The sequence below is a fragment of the Aminobacter sp. BE322 genome (assembly GCF_050433525.1).
Lineage (GTDB): Bacteria > Pseudomonadota > Alphaproteobacteria > Rhizobiales > Rhizobiaceae > Aminobacter.
The window spans coordinates 1-17887 of the sequence record NZ_JBNPXB010000011.1 but is presented as its reverse complement, the minus strand read 5'-3'; the positions used below and the strand labels follow the sequence as shown (position 1 = coordinate 17887).

The window sequence follows — 17887 nt, the reverse complement described above, 5'->3', positions numbered from 1 at the left end:
TTGATCAATCCGCAAACCTGATCGTTGCGCGCCCGCTGGTCAGGTCGGCGATCAGCCGGGCGATTGCCACCGCCTCTGCTTCCGGCACCCTGACCGTCAAGTCGGCTCCTGTCGCGTTGAAACTTTCGGCTTGGATGCGTGTGCCCGGCGACGCGGTGAGCCTTGCCTTGACCAGCGCCAGGTCGGCGAAGTCGCAGCTGACGCGGGCGTCCGTCGTCGCCACCAGTGCGGTCTTATCCGCCGCCCGCAGGCAGGCGGCGGCGGTACCGCCATAGGCTCGCACCAGCCCGCCGGAACCCAGCAGCACGCCGCCGAACCAGCGCGTGACGACCACCGCGACGTTGTCGAGCGACTGGCCGTCGAGTGCCTGCAGTATGGGCTTGCCGGCCGTGCCGCTCGGCTCGCCGTCGTCGCTGAAGCGATAGGTCTGGCCGACACGCCAGGCCCAGCAATTGTGGTTGGCGGCGGGCTCCGAACGTGCCGCAATGAACTCCTTTGCCGCGGCCTCGCTCGCCACCGGCCCGGCGGCGGCCAGGAAGCGGCTCTTCTTGATCTCCTGGGAGAACTTCTCGAGGCGCGTCAGCGTGAACATGTCTCCCCGATACACAAGCGGCGCCCCGATCGCCAGCAGGCCTTTATTTCGCCAGGCGAAACGCCCGCCGCCTGCCGCGGCCGCTAGCCCTTCGGACTCCAGCCTTCGCCCGCCGCCTTCGGAGCAGCCCTCATTCCATTTCCCCCGTTGAAGCCGGCGACCGCTTCGGCTATGACGGCTGCGTCGTCCGGCGCGCCGGGCGTGCTTCGCGGCTTGGCCGCGGGCGAGCACCCGTAGCTCAGCTGGATAGAGCGCTGCCCTCCGAAGGCAGAGGTCACAGGTTCGAATCCTGTCGGGTGCGCCAAAGCATTTCAATCAAATCAATGGCTTGAGTTGGCGCTCCTCCGCGGCTTGCGGATATTCGCGATTTATTGGCACAATTTTGGCACAGCTGCGGAAGCAGCGGCCGGAACGCTTCAGGCTCAACCCGCTCCAGCAAATGCCGGGACTGAACATCTAGGGTCTGGTCGGTCAATTGCCGGAGAGCGCCGCAAGGTTTCCCGGCAGTGGCTTTTTCTCCTTCCCGATCATGAGCACACTGCTGTCTGGCACGAAAAGAGCCGAAAATGGCAGCATGGCGGCACCGATCGGAGAAGCTTCATGTCCGAACCGGCCGGAGAGAATCTGGGGCGCCACGATGCCGATCGCCTTCGATTGGCTGAACTCGCCCTGGACCTTGGACACCAACTCGCGATGAATAGGGCGGGGCAGGATGCTTTCCAATATGATCGCCTCGATGTCGATTATCGATGTGATCGCGATAATCGCCTCGGACACGGCGCTGGCGCAGTCGTCGAGCCATTCGGCAAGCGGTTCGCGCGCACCTGGCGGCAACGGGTCCAGTTCGCGTACCCGATTGATGGAAACGCCATGGGCCATGAGATGGTCCATCAGGACATAGATCGACGCTCGATGCAGAAGGCTCTGGTATCGAACTGAAGTGGCGGACGACGGCTTGAGCCTTGACGGCGAAACAGGAAGGGGGCCGAGCGCCGCGCTGTTGCCGTGGGGACCGGTGTTGACCTTTCCGCCCTGCACCAGACCGCCGCCGACGAAGGTATCGATGGAAATATGCATGAAATCGCGGAACTCCACGCCCGGTCCAAAGGTGAGTTCCGCCAAGGCAGCGGCAGAAGCATCGTTCTCGATGAAGACCGGCATCTTCGCGTCAACTTCGAAAAAGCTGGTCAGCTTTATGGATTCCCACCGTGGCCCCAAGTCTGTCGGAAAACCGAGTTCCTCGCTCCAGCCACCCAAGAAATACGGCGAAGCGATGCCAAGGCCGACGATCACGGCGTCCTCGATCGTCTCGACCTGCGCTCGGAATGTCCGCAGCGCAGCATTCCCGGCGCGGAGCACAATGTCCGGATCGGGATAGCGGTATTCATGGGAATAGCGCGCACTGATCTCGCCCGCATAATCGACAAGAACCGCGTCAAGCGCTCGTCTGCCGATCTTGATCCCTACACTGAAATTGCGATGCGGCGCCAGTCGGTAGAGAACTGAAGGGGAGCCGCGCTGGCCTATTCTTTTACCTATTTGCTTTATTAATCCGGCAGCCTCAAGTCCGTCTACAATGCCGGCTATAGCCGCAGGGGTCAAATTGGCAACGCGGGCGAGGTCGGACTTCGATACCTCGTTGAGGCGCCGGATCTCCGAGAGGACAAACCGCTCATTGTAGTGCCGAAGCTTGATCGAATTGCTGCCTTTGCCGAGCAAAATCAGGCACTCCAAAGTTTCGGCCATGGCAGCGAAACGGCCTTTCCAAGGCGATTGCGCGCCGCCGCCACGGCTCTCATTCCAACATCCCGCGACATTGCCCCAACGAGGCCGACGGTGTCAATTTGCGCTTGCAGGTGTCATCTATTTATTATAGTGACTTAAAAAAATATATAGGTTTTGGGAGGAGCCTTGAACGCGTCGACCACCATGGGAGCCTGGGAGGGAGAGGCCATGATGGGCCCATCCCCCGTGGCCTTGAGCGAAGTTACGAAAGCGTTCGGCGGGACCATCGCCTTGCGCTCTGCCACATTCGACCTTCGTGCCGGCGAGGTGCTTGCGCTGCTCGGAGAGAACGGTGCCGGCAAGAGCACCTGCGTGAAGCTGATTGCCGGGGTCTATGCTCCAACCGAGGGCAGCGTCTTGCTCGATGGCCGCCCGGTTGCCTTTCATTCCCCGCAGGACGCCCAAGCCGCGGGTATCGCGGTGATGCACCAGCACCCTGGACTGTTTCCGGATCTGTCGCTGGCGGAGAACATTTATCTCGGCCACATGCCTCGAGACCGCTTCGGCGGCATCGACGGCGCCGCGATACTGGATGGCGCGCGCAGGGTCCTGACCATGGTCGGGCTCGACGCGCCTGCCGGAACGCGACTGGGCGAACTGAGAACGTCCGAGCAGCAGCTTGTGGAGATCGCTCGGGCGCTGTCGCTCGACGCGCGCGTTCTCATCATGGATGAGCCGACGGCCGCCCTGTCGCAGCGCGAAGTGGAGCGCTTGTTCGACGTCGTGGACAATCTCCGGCGGCGGGGCGTGGCGATGATGTTCGTCGGCCACCGGATGGATGAGATCTTCCGCATTGCGGATCGTATCGCCGTCCTCCGGGACGGCAGGCTGATCGACGTCCGCCCGAAGGTCAATCTCGGCCGCGGCGCTGCCATCGCCATGATGGTCGGCAGGGAGATGGGCGATCTCTATCCCGAGCGCGATCGGCGCCCCGGCAATTTGATCCTCGAAACCCGCGGCCTTTCAAAAGACGGCGTGTTCTCCAACATCGACCTCACCCTGCATGAAGGTGAAGTGCTCGGTCTCGGGGGCCTGGTCGGCAGCGGCCGCACCGAAATCGCACGTGTCCTCTTCGGCATAGACCGGCCGGATGCCGGCGAAATCCTCATCGACGGTCGCAAAGTTGTTTTCAACAACGCCCGCGACGCGATGGACCATCGCATCGCCTACGTGTCGGAAGACCGGCTCGGCCAGAGCCTGGTCATGGATTTCTCCATCCTCGACAACGCCGTGCTGCCGATCGTCGGGCAAGCGGCGGCGCGTGGCCTCTACTCCAGGGAAGGTGCGATCGGGCTGGTGGCGGACTGGCTCGGACGCATGAAGCTTCGCTTTGCCGGCTACGATCAGCCGGTCAACCAACTGTCCGGCGGCAACCAGCAGAAGGTGGCGCTGGCCAAATGGCTGCGGACCGAGCCGCGGATCCTGATCCTGGACGAGCCCACGCAGGGCATCGATGTCGGCACCAAGGCCGAAGTACATGCCATGATTGCCGAGCTTGCGCGCCAAGGCCTCGCAATCATCCTGATCTCTTCGGAGATGCCGGAACTGATCGGCATGTGCGACCGTATCGTCGCGCTTCGGGAAGGTCAAAAGACGGGTGAGTTCGACGGACGAACGGCAACGCAGGAAAAAGTCCTGGAGGCGGCCACCAGAAGCAGCGACCGTGAACAGGCGGCTTCCGCATCGGTCGAGCCGGGAAAGCGGGCCGATACCGGGGCGCTCGATTTCCTCAAACGGCGCGAATTCGGACTGCTGGCGGCGATGATCGCGGTGGTCGTCCCGGTGACCATCGTGAACCCCCGGATGCTCAGCGCGGCCAACATCACGGCTGTCGCCATGGATGCATCCCTGCTCATTGTCGCGGCGCTGGCACAGATGCTGGTACTGCTGACGCGCAACATCGACCTGTCGATTGCGTCGGTGATCGGCTTGTCCGCCTACATGGCCGCCAGCATGGTTCAGGCTCATCCTGGCATCGACATTGCCATAGGCATCTCTGCCGCCTGTGCCGTCGGGCTGGCGGCGGGCCTGATCAATGGCCTCGTCGTCACCAGGGGCAAGATTCCGGCGATTGTCGTGACCCTCGCGTCGATGTCGATCCTGCGCGGCTTCAATTCGCTGTGGGCTGCGGGAGACCAGGTCAGCGCCGACGAAGTGACGCAGACCTGGCTCGACATGACGTCGCACAAAATTCTGGGGCTGCCGCTGATCGTGGTACTTGCGGCCGTCATTCTGGCAGCAAGCTACGTCCTGCTCTATCGCACGGCTTTTGGGCGGGAACTCTACGCAACCGGATCGAACCCGGACGGCGCCCGCCTGATCGGCATACCCGCCGACCGGCGCATCATCGCAGCCTTTGCGATAGCGGGTTTGCTGGGCGGCATATGCGGTGCGCTCTGGGCGTCGCGCTACGCCACCGTCGACGCCAGGGTGGCCCTTGGCTTCGAGCTGACCGTCATCGCCTCGGCCGTCGTCGGCGGGGTAGCCATTCGCGGCGGCTCGGGCACATTGCTCGGAATCGTACTGGGTTCGTTGACGCTGCTCGTCATCAAGAATGGGCTGACCTTGGTCCGTGTCGATCCGCTGTGGCTGCAGGGGGTCTATGGGCTGGTCATCCTCGTTGCCGTCAGCATCGACGCCTTCATCGTCCGCCGGGCCCACCAGCTTCGCCAGCGGAGGCCGAAATGAGAAAGCTCCTGGCCACTATCGACTTCTGGGACTTGCTGCTAGCGTTCGCCTGCCTGGCGGCCTTTGCCTACGCGGCATTTTCCATTCCAAATTTCCTTTCCGGGTTCAACCTGTCGCAACTGGCGGCAAGCGCCTCGGAAAAGGCCCTGCTCATCCTGCCGATGACGCTGCTCGTCATTGCCCGCGAGATCGACCTGTCGATCGCTTCGGTTCTAGCCCTGTCTTCCGTAGTTTTCGGACTGTTGACCCAAGCCGGCGTGCCGACGCTCGCCGCGATCCCCGCCACGGTAGCTTTCGGCGGGCTGCTCGGTGCCTTCAACGGCTTCCTGGTGACGGCGCTGGGGCTGCAGTCGCTGGTCGTCACCCTCGGCACGATGGCGCTCTACAGGGGTATTGGCTACATCCTGCTCGGTACAGGGTCGATCAACCTTCTTCCCCCATCCGTTGTAGAGTTTGGCATAGGTACCGTGCCGGGCACACAGGTGCCGTGGACGATCCTGCCCTTTCTGGCCTTGGCTCCGGCCTTTGCGGTCGTGCTCCAGCGGACGCCGGCCGGCAAGCGCCTCTATGCGCTCGGCGGTAGCCCTGAAGTGGCGCGCTACTCCGGCATCGACACCCGTCGCATGGTTTTCCGACTGTTCGTGCTCTCCGGACTGGTCGCGGCGGTGGCCGGGATCGTCTACACGGCCCGCCTTTCCAATGCGCGCGCCAACAACGCGTTCGGCATGGAGCTGGACGTCATCACCATTGTGCTCCTCGGCGGCGTCAGTGTCTTCGGCGGCAGGGGACGACTGACAGGCGTGGTGCTGGCATTGGTGCTGATCGCCATCATCCGCAACGTACTTGCGCTCAATCAGATCGGCGGCGACGCCCAGGGAATGATCATAGGCTTGCTGCTGATCGTCACGCTGCTGGTCGGCAATTTCTGGCGCTCCACTCAAGAGGCGCTCTCCAGGACGCGCGCGATGCGCCAAACGCAAAGGGTGGATTCGGCCCCTGCACTGAAGTCCGAATAACAACGGAGGAGAATATGAAGAGTTTTCAGTCGGTACTTCTCGCATCGGCGGTACTTCTGATTTCGGCGTCCTTTGCGTTCAGTCAGGAATGCGCCAAGGAAGCGGTGACTGTCGGTTTCTTGCCAAAACTCGATACCGATCCCTATTTCAAGGTCGCGCAGCAAGGCGCAGAAGAGGCTGCTAAGGAGATCGGCGGGAAGGCCATCCAGGTCGCGCCATCCCAAGCGACGGCTGAAGCCCAGATCGACTTCATCAACAGCCTTGTCTCCCAGAAGGTTGGTGTGATTGCCATCTCCGCAAACGACGCAAATGCTGTCCACCGGCGCTGAAGCGCGCAGCGCAACAGGGCGTGCGCGTCATCTCCTACGATTCCGACGTCGCCGGTGATGCACGCTCGGTCTTCGTGAACCAGGCGAAAGGCGATAGCCTGGCAGAAATGATGCTGGAGAGCGCCTACAATCTTATCGGCGGCGAAGGCGAATTCGCCATCCTGTCCTCCACGCCTACGGCAACCAACCAGAATGCGTGGATCGATTTCATGAAGGCCAAGATGGCCGCCGAACCCAAGTTCGCCAAGATGAAACTCGTTCAGGTTGCCTATGGCGAAGAGAGCGAGCAGATCAACCAGCAGCAGGCGCTGGCGCTCGTCCAGGCATTCCCCGACATCAAGGCAATCATCGTTCCGGCCGGCATTGGCCTCCCCGCCGCCGCCCGCGCGCTGGAAGAAGCCGGCATGATCGGAAAGGTCAAGCTGACAGGTCTGGCGCCTGCCACGTTGATCTCGAAATACATCAAGGATGGCGCGGCACAGGACATCTGGTGGAATGTCTCCGATCTCGGCTACCTGACATACCAGACAGCCCAGGCACTCGCCCAGTGCAAGATCACGGGCAAGGAAGGCGACAAGTTCAGCGCCGGCCGCCTTGGCGAATATACGATCGGCGCTGGCGGCGAACTGATCCTCGGACCGGCGAAGATCGTCACGCCTGACAACCTGGCGGAATTCAAGTTCTAACTCCCAAGCAAAAGAGTGGGGGCGCCTGTCGAGGCCGGCGCCCTCCAGAACAGCTCCCGCCGGCAATGGACTTCAGGGCACATGGATATCCTTCTCGCAGGAGAAACTTTTTCGGCCATCAATTCGGTGGCGACAGGGGCCAGCGTCGTGACGAACTCGACCTGGTCGAACGGAGCCACTGCCTTCATCTCGGCCTTGTCCGCGGCTGGCCATACGGTCACTCAAATTGGCGGCGAGCGCTGCAGCTCGGAGTTTCCGATGGATTTGGATGGCCTTCAGAACTACGCGGCCGTTGTCCTGTCGGACGTCAGCGCGCTGACACTCCTTGTGACGCCGGAAACACGCGCAGGCAGGGTGAGTGTCAATCGCCTAGAGCTGCTCAAGACATATGTGGATCGTGGCGGCGGCCTGTTGATGGCCGGTGGCTACATGAGCTTCCAGGGAATGTTTGGAAACGCTCATTTCTACAATACCGCCATCGAGGACATTCTGCCGATCAGATGCTTGCCTTGGGCCGACGGTCTTGAGGTTCCCGAAGGCGCGCGCCCTTCAGTCTGTCTGCCAACGCACCCGATAGCCGCCGAATTGGATCTGTCTTGGCCGCCCGTGCTCGGTTTCAACAAGGTCGATTTTCGCCAGGACGGCACTTGCCGATTAATCGCCACCGCACGATGCCGGGGGCATGAGTGGCCACTGCTGGCTACGCGCGAATATGGCAAAGGTCGCTCCGCCGCCTGGATGTCCGACATCGGGCCGCACTGGATTTCGGAACAATTCCTGCAATCCCAAGTGTACCAGCGCCTGATGGTGAACATTATTCACTGGTTGTCAAAATCAGAATGACGGTGCGGGATCACCGCATTCGTCGCGCGCGTCACGAACACTCCAGAGCATGAAAGATGCAAGCATGAAATTCTTCGTCGATACGGCAGACATCAAGGACATCTCCGAACTCAACGATCTCGGCCTAGTGGACGGCGTTACCACCAACCCGTCCCTGATCCTGAAGTCGGGCGGAAAGATCGCAGACGTCACCAAGCAGATCTGCGACATCGTTGACGGGCCGGTTTCGGCCGAAGTGGTGGCGACCGAATACGCCAAGATGATCCGGGAAGCGGAAACGTTGGCGCAGATAGCCGACAACGTGTGCATCAAGGTGCCACTGACGCTGGACGGGCTGAGGGCATGCAAGACGATCCGCACCGAGATGAAGCGCCTGGTCAACGTCACGCTCTGCTTCTCGGCAACCCAGGCGCTGCTGGCTGCCAAGGCCGGTGCGTCCTTCGTCTCGCCCTTTATCGGCCGGATAGACGACATCGGTCTGGACGGTATGGAACTGATCGCCGAGATCCGGGCGATCTACGACAATTATGGCTACTCGACCGAGATCCTGGCGGCCTCGGCGCGCACCGTGAACCACATCAAGCAATCGGCGATCATCGGCGCTGACGTCGTCACCGCGCCGCCCGCCGTCCTGAAGGCGCTGGTCAAGCACCCGTTGACCGATATCGGGCTGAAGCAGTTTCTCGCCGACTGGGAGAAGACCGGGCAAAAGATCGGCTGAAATCATGCGAAAGATAACAAAGCTTGTCGACGCGGTGCTCGCCCAGTCCCGCCACGCGGAGCGCTTCGTCATAGCCATTGCCGGACCGCCCGGTGCGGGGAAATCAACACTTTCGGCGGCCCTGGAAAAGAACCTTCCGCAGTCCGCGGTATTGCCTGCGGACGGGTTCCACTACGACAACATGCTCCTGGATCAGTTAGGTCGACGCGCATACAAGGGCGCACCGGATACGTTCGACACGCGGGGGCTGGAAATTGTTCTGCGCCGGATTCGCGCACGCGAAGCGGAAACCATCGTTCCGGTCTTCGACAGGACCCACGATGTGTCATTGGCGGGAGCGAAGAGCATCCCTCAAGAAGCCAAACACATAATCGTGGAGGGAAACTACCTTCTCGTGAAGCGAGGCGACTGGGCAAGGATGCGCCCGTTCTTCGACTTCACGATTTTCATTTCCACTCAACGAGAGGAGCTGGAGCGCCGGCTGATTGCTCGGTGGGTGGGCCTCGGCCACGACATGGCATACGCCTCAGAGCGGGCATTTTCGAACGATTTGCCTAACGCAGACTATGTGCTCGGCAACAGCGAAACCGCGGACATGGTGTGGGAGCAATAGAAGCGCGGCCCCGTCCGCGGTCATGACTACACGGACACTCCAACCTCAAGAGGCACCAGACCGTCCTCGCAGATGTCGATCGGCAGCAGTGTGCGTGCCAGCCCAAGCACGGCTGTGCCGCTCGCTTTCTCATGCTTGAGCAAGCATTCATCCTGAAGTCAGCCGAGCGGATTGCCGCCATCGACCTCTCTATGAGCAGATCGAAGTTGCGCCCCAGCGCCTGAGAGGATTGCGGAAAAAACGTGGCGGCCCGTACCGGCGAGGACCGCCCGGTCCAACGCGGCGCCGCCGTCGTCGGCTGCGACGGCATCCACTCGGTGGTGTGCCGCAAGCTCGTGCCCAACGATGGCGGGTCGATCTATTCGGGCGTCGACATGTGGCGCGGGATGACCTGGTGGAAGCCCTTTCTGACCGGCGCTGGGTGGCAGGCAGCAGCGCCCTTGGAACGTGTCGACCCGCAGGCGTCGCAGTTCTATGATCGTGAGCATTCCGATTGCCTTTCGGCAATCCTATTCCGTCCGCGTAGAGACACTTGCACACGATGGCCAGCGGACGGTTCGGAGGAGCGTCCGCCATGCCCGACACACGCCTTGCCCACAACCGGATCGAGGTTCATGACCGCGACGCGCTTGCCGCCGCCAGCGCCCTGCTGGATGCCTGCGCAGATGCGCGCGACATGGGTGAGGCGGTGAAAGCCGCCGTTGCCCGCAATGCGCAATGGCGCGGCCAGGACTGCATCAACCTGTTGGCGCCGGAGGCGCCGACCAGCCCAGGCGTGCGCGCCCTGCTGGGGGCGGAAATCGGCACGCGAGCGGCCGAAGGGCATATCGGCAAGGTCAACCGCTGGTTTGCCGGCACGCGTCACATTGACGAACTCGAGGCCCTCTGCGTCGAGCTGCTGAAGCGCTATTTCCGCTGCAACTACGCCGATCACCGCATGTGCGCGAGCATGATCGGCAATGCCGTCGTCTACACGGCGCTGTCGCAGCCCGGCGACGTCGTCATGAGCGCGGCGCAGCCGGTCGGGGGGCATTCGTCCAATCGCCTCGACGGACCGGCTGGTGTCATGGGCCGCAAGATCGTCGACATTCCCATCGACCCGGATGAACTGGTCGTCGATGTCGATACGTTTCGCAAGATTGCGCTCGCAGCGCGTCCGCCGCTGGTGGCGCTCGGACTGTCGATGACGCTGTTCCCGCAGCCCCTGGCGGAGATGAAGGCCGTGATCGGCGAATGGGGCGGACGCCTGTTCTTCGACGCTGCCCATCAGCTCGGCCTGATCGGCGGTCGGCAGTTCCAGGACCCGCTCAAGGAGGGGGCGGACATCATGACGGGTTCGGCCGGCAAGACCTTCGCCGGTCCGCAATCGGGCATCATCGTCTGGGACGACCCGATGATCACCGAGAAGGTGACGACGGCCGTCTTCCCGATCTGGGCCGCCACGCATCAGGTCAATCGCGTCGCCGCACTTGCGCTCGCAACCGCCGAGGCGATCGCCTTTGGCGAGATGTTCATGGCGCAGGTGGTCAAGAACGCCCAGGCGCTTGCCCGCGGGCTCGACGTGCGCGGCCTGCCGATGCTGGGCCGCCACAAAGGCTTCACGACAACGCATCAGGCAATCGCCGACGCGCGCGATTTCGGCCGCGGGCTGGAATGCGCCCAGGCGCTCGAGCGGGCCAACATCATCGTCAACAAGAACCTGATCCCGAGCGATACCCCCAGGGATTGGGACTATCCGGGCGGTCTGCGCATGGGCACGACCGAAATGACGCGCTACGGCATGAAGGAAACGGAGATGGACGAGATTGCCGATCTCATCGCCCGCGTCATCGTGCGCCACGAGAGCCCGGAGAGCGTGAAGCAGGACGCGCTCGCCCTGCGTTCGGGATTTCGCACGCTCTACTACTGTTTCGAGACTGGATTGCCGGCTTAGACGACGGCGGCGGTGTCTTCCACGATGGCGAGATGCAGTGCTCATCGTGAAGAGCCGCCCTCTCAAGGAGATAAGCGAGTCGGAAGGATCGGAGATGGCTGGTCAGTGGCTGTTCAAGAGCGAGACTTACGACAACTTCGAGTTCACCTGCGCGGAGATCGGGCTGGGCACGACCTCGGTTGCAGGCGATATGGAGATGGCCTTCGCAGATTCATGGGCGCATTTTTGCGTTCACCACTTCGATCAGAACGGCCTGGTTCGAGAAAGATCGAGGCTCACCGCATGGCTCGAGCGAATGGGGCCGCGTTCGCGTGAATGAGGCGCAGTCGGGCTGTAGCGCCTGATCACGTTCGAGCCTGCGTAGCGGTTCATGCCGTCGCCGCACTTTCGCGGCGTTTTTCCACGACGCAATGTTGCTGCAAGACTGTGACTGTAGTCGGGTGTCGGCGAAACCGTAATTCTTGAGCTGATCCCTGAGAGCGTCGGCTTTCGCGGCCTCATGAAGAGAGCATGCCACATGAGCATAGCCAGCGACGCCCGCTTCTGGGACCGGACCTCGCGGAAGTACGCCGGGTCCTCGATTGCCGATCGTGACGGATACGCAAGGACGCTGGACAGGACGCTGGCGCTGCTGGGCGCCACCGACAGGGTGCTGGAGTTGGGGTGTGGCACCGGCACGACCGCGCTGCGCCTGGCCGGCGAGGTGGAGAGCTATCTCGCCACCGACTTTTCCGAGGGCATGATCGCGATTGCCGAGGAAAAGCACCTGGCGAACCCCGTGCCGGGGCTCGAATTCCGTATCGCCACCGCGGACTCGCCCGAACTCCAGATCAGGCGGTTCGACGCGGTCCTCGGCTTCAACTATCTCCACCTGGTGCGCGACCTGACCGGCACCTTGCGGCGCATCCACGCCCTTCTGTCGCCGGACGGCCTGTTCATCTCCAAGACGCCCTGCCTCGGCGACATGAACCCGCTGATCCGCCTTGTCCTGCTACCTGCGATGCGCGCCACCGGACTGGCGCCCCATGCCGGTGCGTTCAGCGCGGCGGAACTGGGCCGGCTCATTTCCGCTGCCGGCTTCGACATGCTTGCCACCGAAATCCACTCGACCGGGGGCAACGACAATCGGCCCTACATCGTCGCGATCAGGCGCTAGCCGCTCCTAGCATGCGTCGGCCTGCAGGCTCGGATGGGCTGGGGCAAAGGCGGGCAGGGCGGCAGCGGTGCCGGCGATCTCCACCGAGAGCGGGAATGCGGAAAAATTGCAGTCGAAGCGTTGGGGTTGGCCACTTGTGGCACCAGGCAGATGTCGGCAATGGTGATGCTGTCGCCGAGGCAATAGCGCCCGTGTCGGCCGGCGACGGCAAGCGTCGCTTCGAAGGACTTGAGCGCGAGCGCGATGCGCAGCCGGTACGAGGTCGACTGCCTGAAGAAGGCATGGAGCGTGCGCAACGCAAGGGGTCAGGGGGCCTGCGTTGAGGACCTCGTCGGGCGCCGAGGAGACGACCTCGACATATTTGGGCACGAACTGGCGGCCCTCGATCAGGCCGACGAAGGCGGGCTTGATCTCCTCGGCCAGCACCTTGCGGATCTTGGCGTGCTCGACGATGTCCGACCACTCGGCGATGAGGAAGAAGCGCTGCGGATCCTCGGTGTCGCGGCGTGGAAGCGGCCGGGCTATCTCATCCGCCGGCTGCACCAGGTTCACTACGCCCTGTTCTTCGAGGAGTGCGAGGGCCTCGGCATCACGCCTGTGCAACAAGGGCTGCTCACCATCCTCTCGGGCAATCCCGATTCCGACCAGATCTCGCTCGCCCAGGCGCTCGGTATCGACCGCACCAATGCCGCCGACGTGCTGTCGCGTCTGGCCCAGCGCGGCCTGGTCGAGCGCACCCGCAGCACCGAGGACAGGCGCCTGGTGCTGGCGCGCCTCACCGCCGAGGGCGAGAAGCTGGTGGCGGCCATGCATCCGGCGATGAGCCGCGCCCAGGAGCGGCTGCTCGACACGCTCGGCGACGAGGAGCGCGAGGCATTCCTTGCCACGCTGCTGAAGCTGCTCGAAGCCAACAACAAGTTTGGCCGCGCAGCACTCGCGACCGCCAAGTTCGGCGATTGAGGCCGGTTGCGGCCTAAGCCGATCGATCCTCGCCGGGCGCAAAATCACGGCGCGCGACAGCAATGCCAAGGTTCTTCACTACCCTTGACGGATCGGTTGCGCTCCCGCTTCCTCGCATCCGGGCGTATCGTCGGTTGCCCAAACGCGTTGCAGGTCGGGAGAGCGTCATGTCGGGCAAATGGGATTTCTGGATCGACCGTGGTGGCACCTTCACCGACGTCATCGGCCGCGACCCTGAGGGCGGCCTCCATCCGCGCAAGCTGCTGTCGGAGAATCCCGAGGCCTATCGCGATGCCGCGATCCAGGGCATTCGCGACCTGCTAGGCCTCGAGCCCGGCGCACCCATCTCGCCCGGCAGCATCGGCGATATCCGCATGGGCACGACGGTCGCCACCAATGCGCTGCTCGAGCGCAAGGGCGACCGTGTCCTTCTTCTCATCACCAAGGGCTTCCGCGATGCCTTGCGTATCGCCTACCAGGCGCGACCCGACATCTTCGCCAAGGAGATCATCCTGCCCGAGCAGCTCTACGAGCGGGTGGTCGAGGTCGACGAGCGGGTGCGGGTCGATGGATGCGTCGAGCGGCTGCTGGACATTGCCGAGATCAAGCCGATCCTGATGCAGGCCAAGGCCGACGGCATCGATGCGGTGGCCATCGTCTTCATGCACGCCTGGAAATTCCCCGAGCACGAACGCGCCGTCGCCGCCGTCTGCCGCAAATGCGGCTTCTCCCAGGTGTCGGTCAGCCATGAGGTCTCGCCGCTGATCAAGCTGGTCGGGCGGGGCGACACGACCGTCGTCGATGCCTATCTGTCGCCGATCCTGTCGCGCTATGTGCGGCAGGTGGCGGGTGAGCTGGGCGCAACGCTGATCTCCCCCCTTGCGGGGGAGATGTCGGCGGAGCCGACAGAGGGGGGCGCTGTCCCGCCGGCCTCTCCGGAGAGCGTCGAAGGTCAGCGATCCACGTTGCCCCCCTCTGCCCTGCCGGGCATCTCCCCCACAAGGGGGGAGATTGGCAGCTCGGCCGGCGCTGACGATCCTGTAGCCTTGGGGCGCGGAGGAGCTGAAGGCGTGATCTCCCCCCTTGCGGGGGAGATGGCCGGCAGGCCAGAGGGGGGCGAGACAGATCAGCCCCGCCTCATGTTCATGATGTCCTCGGGCGGCCTCACCGCCGCCGACCTGTTCCAGGGCAAGGATGCGCTTCTGTCGGGTCCCGCCGGCGGCGTCGTCGGCATGGTCGAGACCGCAAAACTCGCCGGTTTCGACAAGGTCATCGGCTTCGACATGGGCGGCACCTCCACCGACGTCGCGCACTATGACGGCGAATACGAGCGCAGCTTCGACACCGAGGTCGCGGGCGTACGCGTGCGCGCCCCGATGATGCGCATCCACACGGTCGCCGCCGGCGGCGGATCGGTACTGCATTTCGAGGCCGGCCGCTTCCGTGCCGGACCCGATTCCGCCGGCGCCAATCCAGGCCCCGCCTGCTATCGCCGCGGCGGCCCGCTCGCCGTCACCGATGCCAATGTCATGCTCGGCAAGCTGCAGCCCGATTTCTTCCCGGCGATCTTCGGCCCCGGCCAGGACCAGCCGCTCGATGCGTCGGTGGTGCGCGAGAAATTCGCTGCCATGGCAAACGAGATCGGCGACGGCCGTTCGCCCGAAGCCGTCGCCGAAGGCTTCGTCACCATCGCCGTCGAGAACATGGCCAACGCCATCAAGAAGATTTCCGTCCAGCGCGGCTACGACGTCACCGAATACCTGCTCAACTGCTTCGGCGGCGCCGGCGGCCAGCATGCCTGCCTGGTTGCCGATGCGCTCGGCATGGAGGCGGTTCTGATCCATCCCTTCTCCGGCCTGCTGTCGGCCTATGGCATCGGCCTGTCCTCGGTCTTCGCCTCGCGCCAGCAGGCGTTGCTCAAACCGCTGGCCGAAGGCGCGCGGGACGACATCGATACCTTGATAAGCGGCCTGCGCGCCGAAGTTCTGGCCGAACTCGTCGGCCAGGCCATACCGGAAGCCGATGTCGTCGTGCGGCCGATCCTGCACATACGTTATGACGGCACCGACACGGCCCTGCCGGTCGGCTTCGAACATGGCGCGATCGCTGACGCCAAGGCCGCTTTCGAGGCCGCCCACAAGGCGCAGTTCGGCTTCATATATAAAGACAAGCCGATTGTGGTCGAAGCGGTGGCGCTCGAAGGCCGCGACGGCAGCGCCCGGGGGCTCTCCGAACGCGAGGCCCCGCTGGACGACAGGCCGGCCGAAGCGTCCGAGGCGAGAAAGATCTTCACCGAGGGCGCCTGGCACGATGCCGGCGTCTTCCGCCGCGCCACCATGAAGCCCGGTCACAGAGTGCCGGGGCCCGCCCTTATCATAGAGAGCCACCAGACGATCGTGGTCGAGCCCGGCTGGCAGGCCGAGATCACCGCCCGCGACCACGTGCTGATGCGGCGCATCGAGAAGAAAGAGCGCCGCGCCGCCATCGGCACCGCTGCCGACCCGGTCATGCTCGAGGTGTTCAACAACCTGTTCATGTCGATTGCCGAGCAGATGGGCGTGACGCTGCAGAACACCGCCTATTCGGTCAACATCAAGGAGCGGCTCGACTTCTCCTGCGCCGTCTTCGACCGCACAGGCGCGCTCGTCGCCAACGCCCCGCACATGCCGGTGCATCTCGGCTCGATGGACCGCTCGGTCGAGACCATCATCCGGCTCAACGAGGGCGACATTTCCCCCGGCGACGTCTTCGCGCTCAACGCTCCCTATAATGGCGGCACGCATCTGCCCGACATCACCGTCGTCACGCCGGTGTTCGAGGAAGAAGCGTGCCGGATCTCCCCCCTTGTGGGGGAGATGTCGCCGGAGGCGACAAAGGGGGGCGCTGTCCCGCAATCCTCTCAGTCGGCCAGTCCCGCCGGTCAGCCCTCCACGTTGCCCCCCTCTGCCCTGCCGGGCATCTCCCCCACAGGGGGGGAGATTGGCCAGTCGCGGAAAATCCTCTTCTGGGTCGCAGCCCGCGGCCATCACGCCGATGTCGGCGGCACCGCCCCCGGTTCGATGACGCCCTTGGCGACGACGGTCGACGAGGAGGGCGTGCTGTTCGACAACTTGCGCCTCGTCGAGCGCGGCACCTTCCGCGAGGCGGAGCTGTTTCGGCTCCTGACCGACCATCCCTATCCGGCGCGCAATCCGGGCCAGAACATCGCCGACCTCAAGGCCCAGATCGCCGCCAACGAGAAGGGCGTGGCGGAACTCAGGAAGATGGTCGGCCATTTCGGCCTCGACGTCGTCGAAGCCTATATGGGCCATGTCCAGGACAATGCCGCCGAAAGCGTGCGCCGCGTCCTCGACCGGCTGCCCGACCAGTCCGGATATGAATACCCGACCGACACCGGCCAGGTGATCAAGGTTAGGATCTCGGTCGACCGTGCGGAGCGCAAGGCAATCGTCGACTTCACCGGCACCTCGCCGGTCATGAAGAACAACTTCAACGCGCCCGAGCCCGTCGCCCGCGCCGCCGTGCTTTATGCCTTCCGCGTCATGGTCGAGGACCAGATCCCGATGAATGCCGGCTGCCTCCGGCCCATCGACATCATCATCCCGGACGGCTCCATGCTGCGCCCGGCCTATCCGGCCGCCGTCGTCGCCGGCAATGTCGAGACCTCGCAGCATGTCACCAACGCCATCTTCGGTGCCATGGGTGCGCTGGCCAATGCCCAAGGGACGATGAACAACCTGACCTTCGGCAACGCCACCTATCAATATTACGAGACGATCTGCTCCGGCTCGCCCGCCGGCCGCATGAATGATGGGCGCGGCTTTGCCGGTACGTCGGGTGTCCACACCCACATGACCAACTCGCGCCTCACCGACCCCGAGATCCTCGAGCTGCGCTTTCCCGTCCTGCTCGAGGACTTCCGCATCCGCGAGGGCTCGGGCGGCAAGGGCCGCTGGCCGGGCGGCGACGGCACCAGGCGCACGATCCGCTTCCTGGAGAGAATGGAGTGCTCGATCCTCTCCTCGCACCGCTCGCATCCGCCGCTCGGACTCGATGGCGGTGGTGCCGGCGAGAAGGGCGCGACCAAGGTTCGCCGCAACGACGGAACGGTCGACATGCTCAAGGCCTGCGATCAGACGGTGCTCGAAGCGGGCGAAGCCGTGGTGGTGATCACGCCGACACCGGGCGGATTCGGTCCCGCATGAGATCACGGATGAATCGCCGAGCGATTCATCCGTGGATTCGCCGCGTGAATCGGCCCTGAATCATTTTGCTGGCGGCCGGACGCAGCTTTTTCGCGTCCGGTCGAACTTTTTTGGGCCTCCAGATTCGGGATTCGTTTGCCGGTTTCCCGTCCAGGGATGAATCAAGTCTTTGATTTCCCGCTGAGATTGCGGCTGCCCTGCAGGTCGAGCGAGTGCGTCTGCACATTCTTTGTTGCCCTTACGCAGGGTTTTTCTGGGGTTTGTGGTTTTGTCGCAAAAAATTCGCAAAAGTCGGAAAAAGGTCGTTGACAGTTTGAAGGGGGGGCGACTATATACGCCTCAACAACGAGGGCGGCGCGC

The 17887-nt window shown here is 63.6% G+C and carries 14 protein-coding genes, 1 tRNA gene and 2 pseudogenes; 14 read left to right on the top strand and 3 right to left on the bottom strand.

Translation table 11 applies throughout. The annotated features are described in order from the left end of the window. Positions 1-4: 4 nt before the first annotated feature. Positions 5-592 carry an IMPACT family protein gene (locus J2X50_RS16005; RefSeq protein WP_429096477.1) on the bottom strand — a complete coding sequence of 196 codons (588 nt, stop codon included), beginning with the start codon at positions 590-592 and terminating at the stop codon, positions 5-7. Between the two features lie 227 nt (positions 593-819). On the opposite strand from J2X50_RS16005, the gene J2X50_RS16000 reads away from it, so the two are divergent. Continuing rightward, a tRNA-Arg gene (locus J2X50_RS16000) sits at positions 820-896 on the top strand. A 167-nt stretch (positions 897-1063) separates the two neighbouring features. On the opposite strand, the gene J2X50_RS15995 is transcribed toward J2X50_RS16000, so the two are convergent. Beyond that, positions 1064-2338, bottom strand: a complete 1275-nt coding sequence (locus J2X50_RS15995) for an ROK family protein (RefSeq protein ID WP_429096475.1) — start codon at positions 2336-2338, stop codon at positions 1064-1066. 165 nt (positions 2339-2503) lie between these two features. Here J2X50_RS15995 and J2X50_RS15990 point away from each other — a divergent pair, with 165 nt between their 5' ends. From J2X50_RS15990 to J2X50_RS15930, 13 genes and pseudogenes are all read left to right on the top strand, one after another. Next, positions 2504-5065 (top strand): ATP-binding cassette domain-containing protein, encoded by a 2562-nt coding sequence (locus J2X50_RS15990; RefSeq protein ID WP_429096473.1) that lies wholly within the window; start codon positions 2504-2506, stop codon positions 5063-5065. Continuing rightward, a complete protein-coding gene (locus J2X50_RS15985) occupies positions 5062-6081 on the top strand; it encodes an ABC transporter permease (RefSeq protein ID WP_429096472.1) in 1020 nt (339 codons plus the stop codon). Before J2X50_RS15990 ends, J2X50_RS15985 begins: the two co-directional genes overlap by 4 nt. 14 nt (positions 6082-6095) lie before the next feature. Continuing rightward, complete coding sequence (locus tag J2X50_RS15980) at positions 6096-6410, top strand: substrate-binding domain-containing protein (RefSeq protein WP_429096470.1); 315 nt, start codon at positions 6096-6098, stop codon at positions 6408-6410. Positions 6411-6430: 20 nt separating this feature from the next. After that, entirely contained in the window at positions 6431-7096 is a 666-nt protein-coding gene (locus J2X50_RS15975; RefSeq protein ID WP_429096468.1) for a substrate-binding domain-containing protein, read from the top strand. 81 nt (positions 7097-7177) lie between these two features. Further along, positions 7178-7939, top strand: coding sequence for a glutamine amidotransferase (locus J2X50_RS15970; RefSeq protein ID WP_429096467.1), 762 nt, complete (start codon positions 7178-7180; stop codon positions 7937-7939). 64 nt (positions 7940-8003) lie between these two features. Beyond that, positions 8004-8660 (top strand): fructose-6-phosphate aldolase, encoded by a 657-nt coding sequence (gene fsa, locus J2X50_RS15965; protein WP_429096465.1) that lies wholly within the window; start codon positions 8004-8006, stop codon positions 8658-8660. Between the two features lie 4 nt (positions 8661-8664). Further along, the gene (locus tag J2X50_RS15960; protein WP_429096463.1) at positions 8665-9273 is read left to right on the top strand and encodes a P-loop NTPase fold protein; all 609 of its coding nucleotides are present in this window, start codon (positions 8665-8667) and stop codon (positions 9271-9273) included. Positions 9274-9847: 574 nt separating this feature from the next. Beyond that, positions 9848-11206 (top strand): serine hydroxymethyltransferase, encoded by a 1359-nt coding sequence (gene glyA / locus J2X50_RS15955; protein WP_429096461.1) that lies wholly within the window; start codon positions 9848-9850, stop codon positions 11204-11206. 37 nt (positions 11207-11243) lie between these two features. Beyond that, the gene (locus J2X50_RS15950; RefSeq protein WP_429096459.1) at positions 11244-11525 is read left to right on the top strand and encodes a hypothetical protein; all 282 of its coding nucleotides are present in this window, start codon (positions 11244-11246) and stop codon (positions 11523-11525) included. Positions 11526-11723: 198 nt separating this feature from the next. Next, positions 11724-12362, top strand: a complete 639-nt coding sequence (locus tag J2X50_RS15945) for a class I SAM-dependent methyltransferase (protein ID WP_429096457.1) — start codon at positions 11724-11726, stop codon at positions 12360-12362. 243 nt (positions 12363-12605) lie between these two features. After that, a complete protein-coding gene (locus tag J2X50_RS15940; protein ID WP_429096455.1) occupies positions 12606-13322 on the top strand; it encodes a MarR family winged helix-turn-helix transcriptional regulator in 717 nt (238 codons plus the stop codon). A gap of 167 nt (positions 13323-13489) precedes the next feature. Then, positions 13490-14179: pseudogene (locus J2X50_RS15935) on the top strand (hydantoinase/oxoprolinase N-terminal domain-containing protein); the annotation flags it as partial. Positions 14180-14221: 42 nt separating this feature from the next. Continuing rightward, positions 14222-17527 (top strand): annotated as a pseudogene (locus tag J2X50_RS15930) (hydantoinase B/oxoprolinase family protein); the annotation flags it as partial. 161 nt (positions 17528-17688) lie between these two features. On the opposite strand, the gene J2X50_RS15925 reads toward J2X50_RS15930, so the two are convergent. After that, positions 17689-17887 (bottom strand): hypothetical protein (locus J2X50_RS15925; protein ID WP_429096453.1); only part of this gene is annotated, 199 nt, incomplete at its 5' end.

Excerpts from the sequence above, each read along its gene's own strand:
- J2X50_RS16005 (WP_429096477.1), bottom strand. The coding sequence starts at position 592 with ATGTTCACGCTGACGCGCCTCGAGAAGTTCTCCCAGGAGATCAAGAAG.
- J2X50_RS15995 (WP_429096475.1), bottom strand. The coding sequence starts at position 2,338 with ATGGCCGAAACTTTGGAGTGCCTGATTTTGCTCGGCAAAGGCAGCAAT.
- J2X50_RS15985 (WP_429096472.1), top strand. The coding sequence starts at position 5,062 with ATGAGAAAGCTCCTGGCCACTATCGACTTCTGGGACTTGCTGCTAGCG.
- J2X50_RS15980 (WP_429096470.1), top strand. The coding sequence starts at position 6,096 with ATGAAGAGTTTTCAGTCGGTACTTCTCGCATCGGCGGTACTTCTGATT.
- J2X50_RS15970 (WP_429096467.1), top strand. The coding sequence starts at position 7,178 with ATGGATATCCTTCTCGCAGGAGAAACTTTTTCGGCCATCAATTCGGTG.
- fsa (WP_429096465.1), top strand. The coding sequence starts at position 8,004 with ATGAAATTCTTCGTCGATACGGCAGACATCAAGGACATCTCCGAACTC.
- J2X50_RS15960 (WP_429096463.1), top strand. The coding sequence starts at position 8,665 with ATGCGAAAGATAACAAAGCTTGTCGACGCGGTGCTCGCCCAGTCCCGC.
- glyA (WP_429096461.1), top strand. The coding sequence starts at position 9,848 with ATGCCCGACACACGCCTTGCCCACAACCGGATCGAGGTTCATGACCGC.
- J2X50_RS15945 (WP_429096457.1), top strand. The coding sequence starts at position 11,724 with ATGAGCATAGCCAGCGACGCCCGCTTCTGGGACCGGACCTCGCGGAAG.
- J2X50_RS15940 (WP_429096455.1), top strand. The coding sequence starts at position 12,606 with ATGCGCAGCCGGTACGAGGTCGACTGCCTGAAGAAGGCATGGAGCGTG.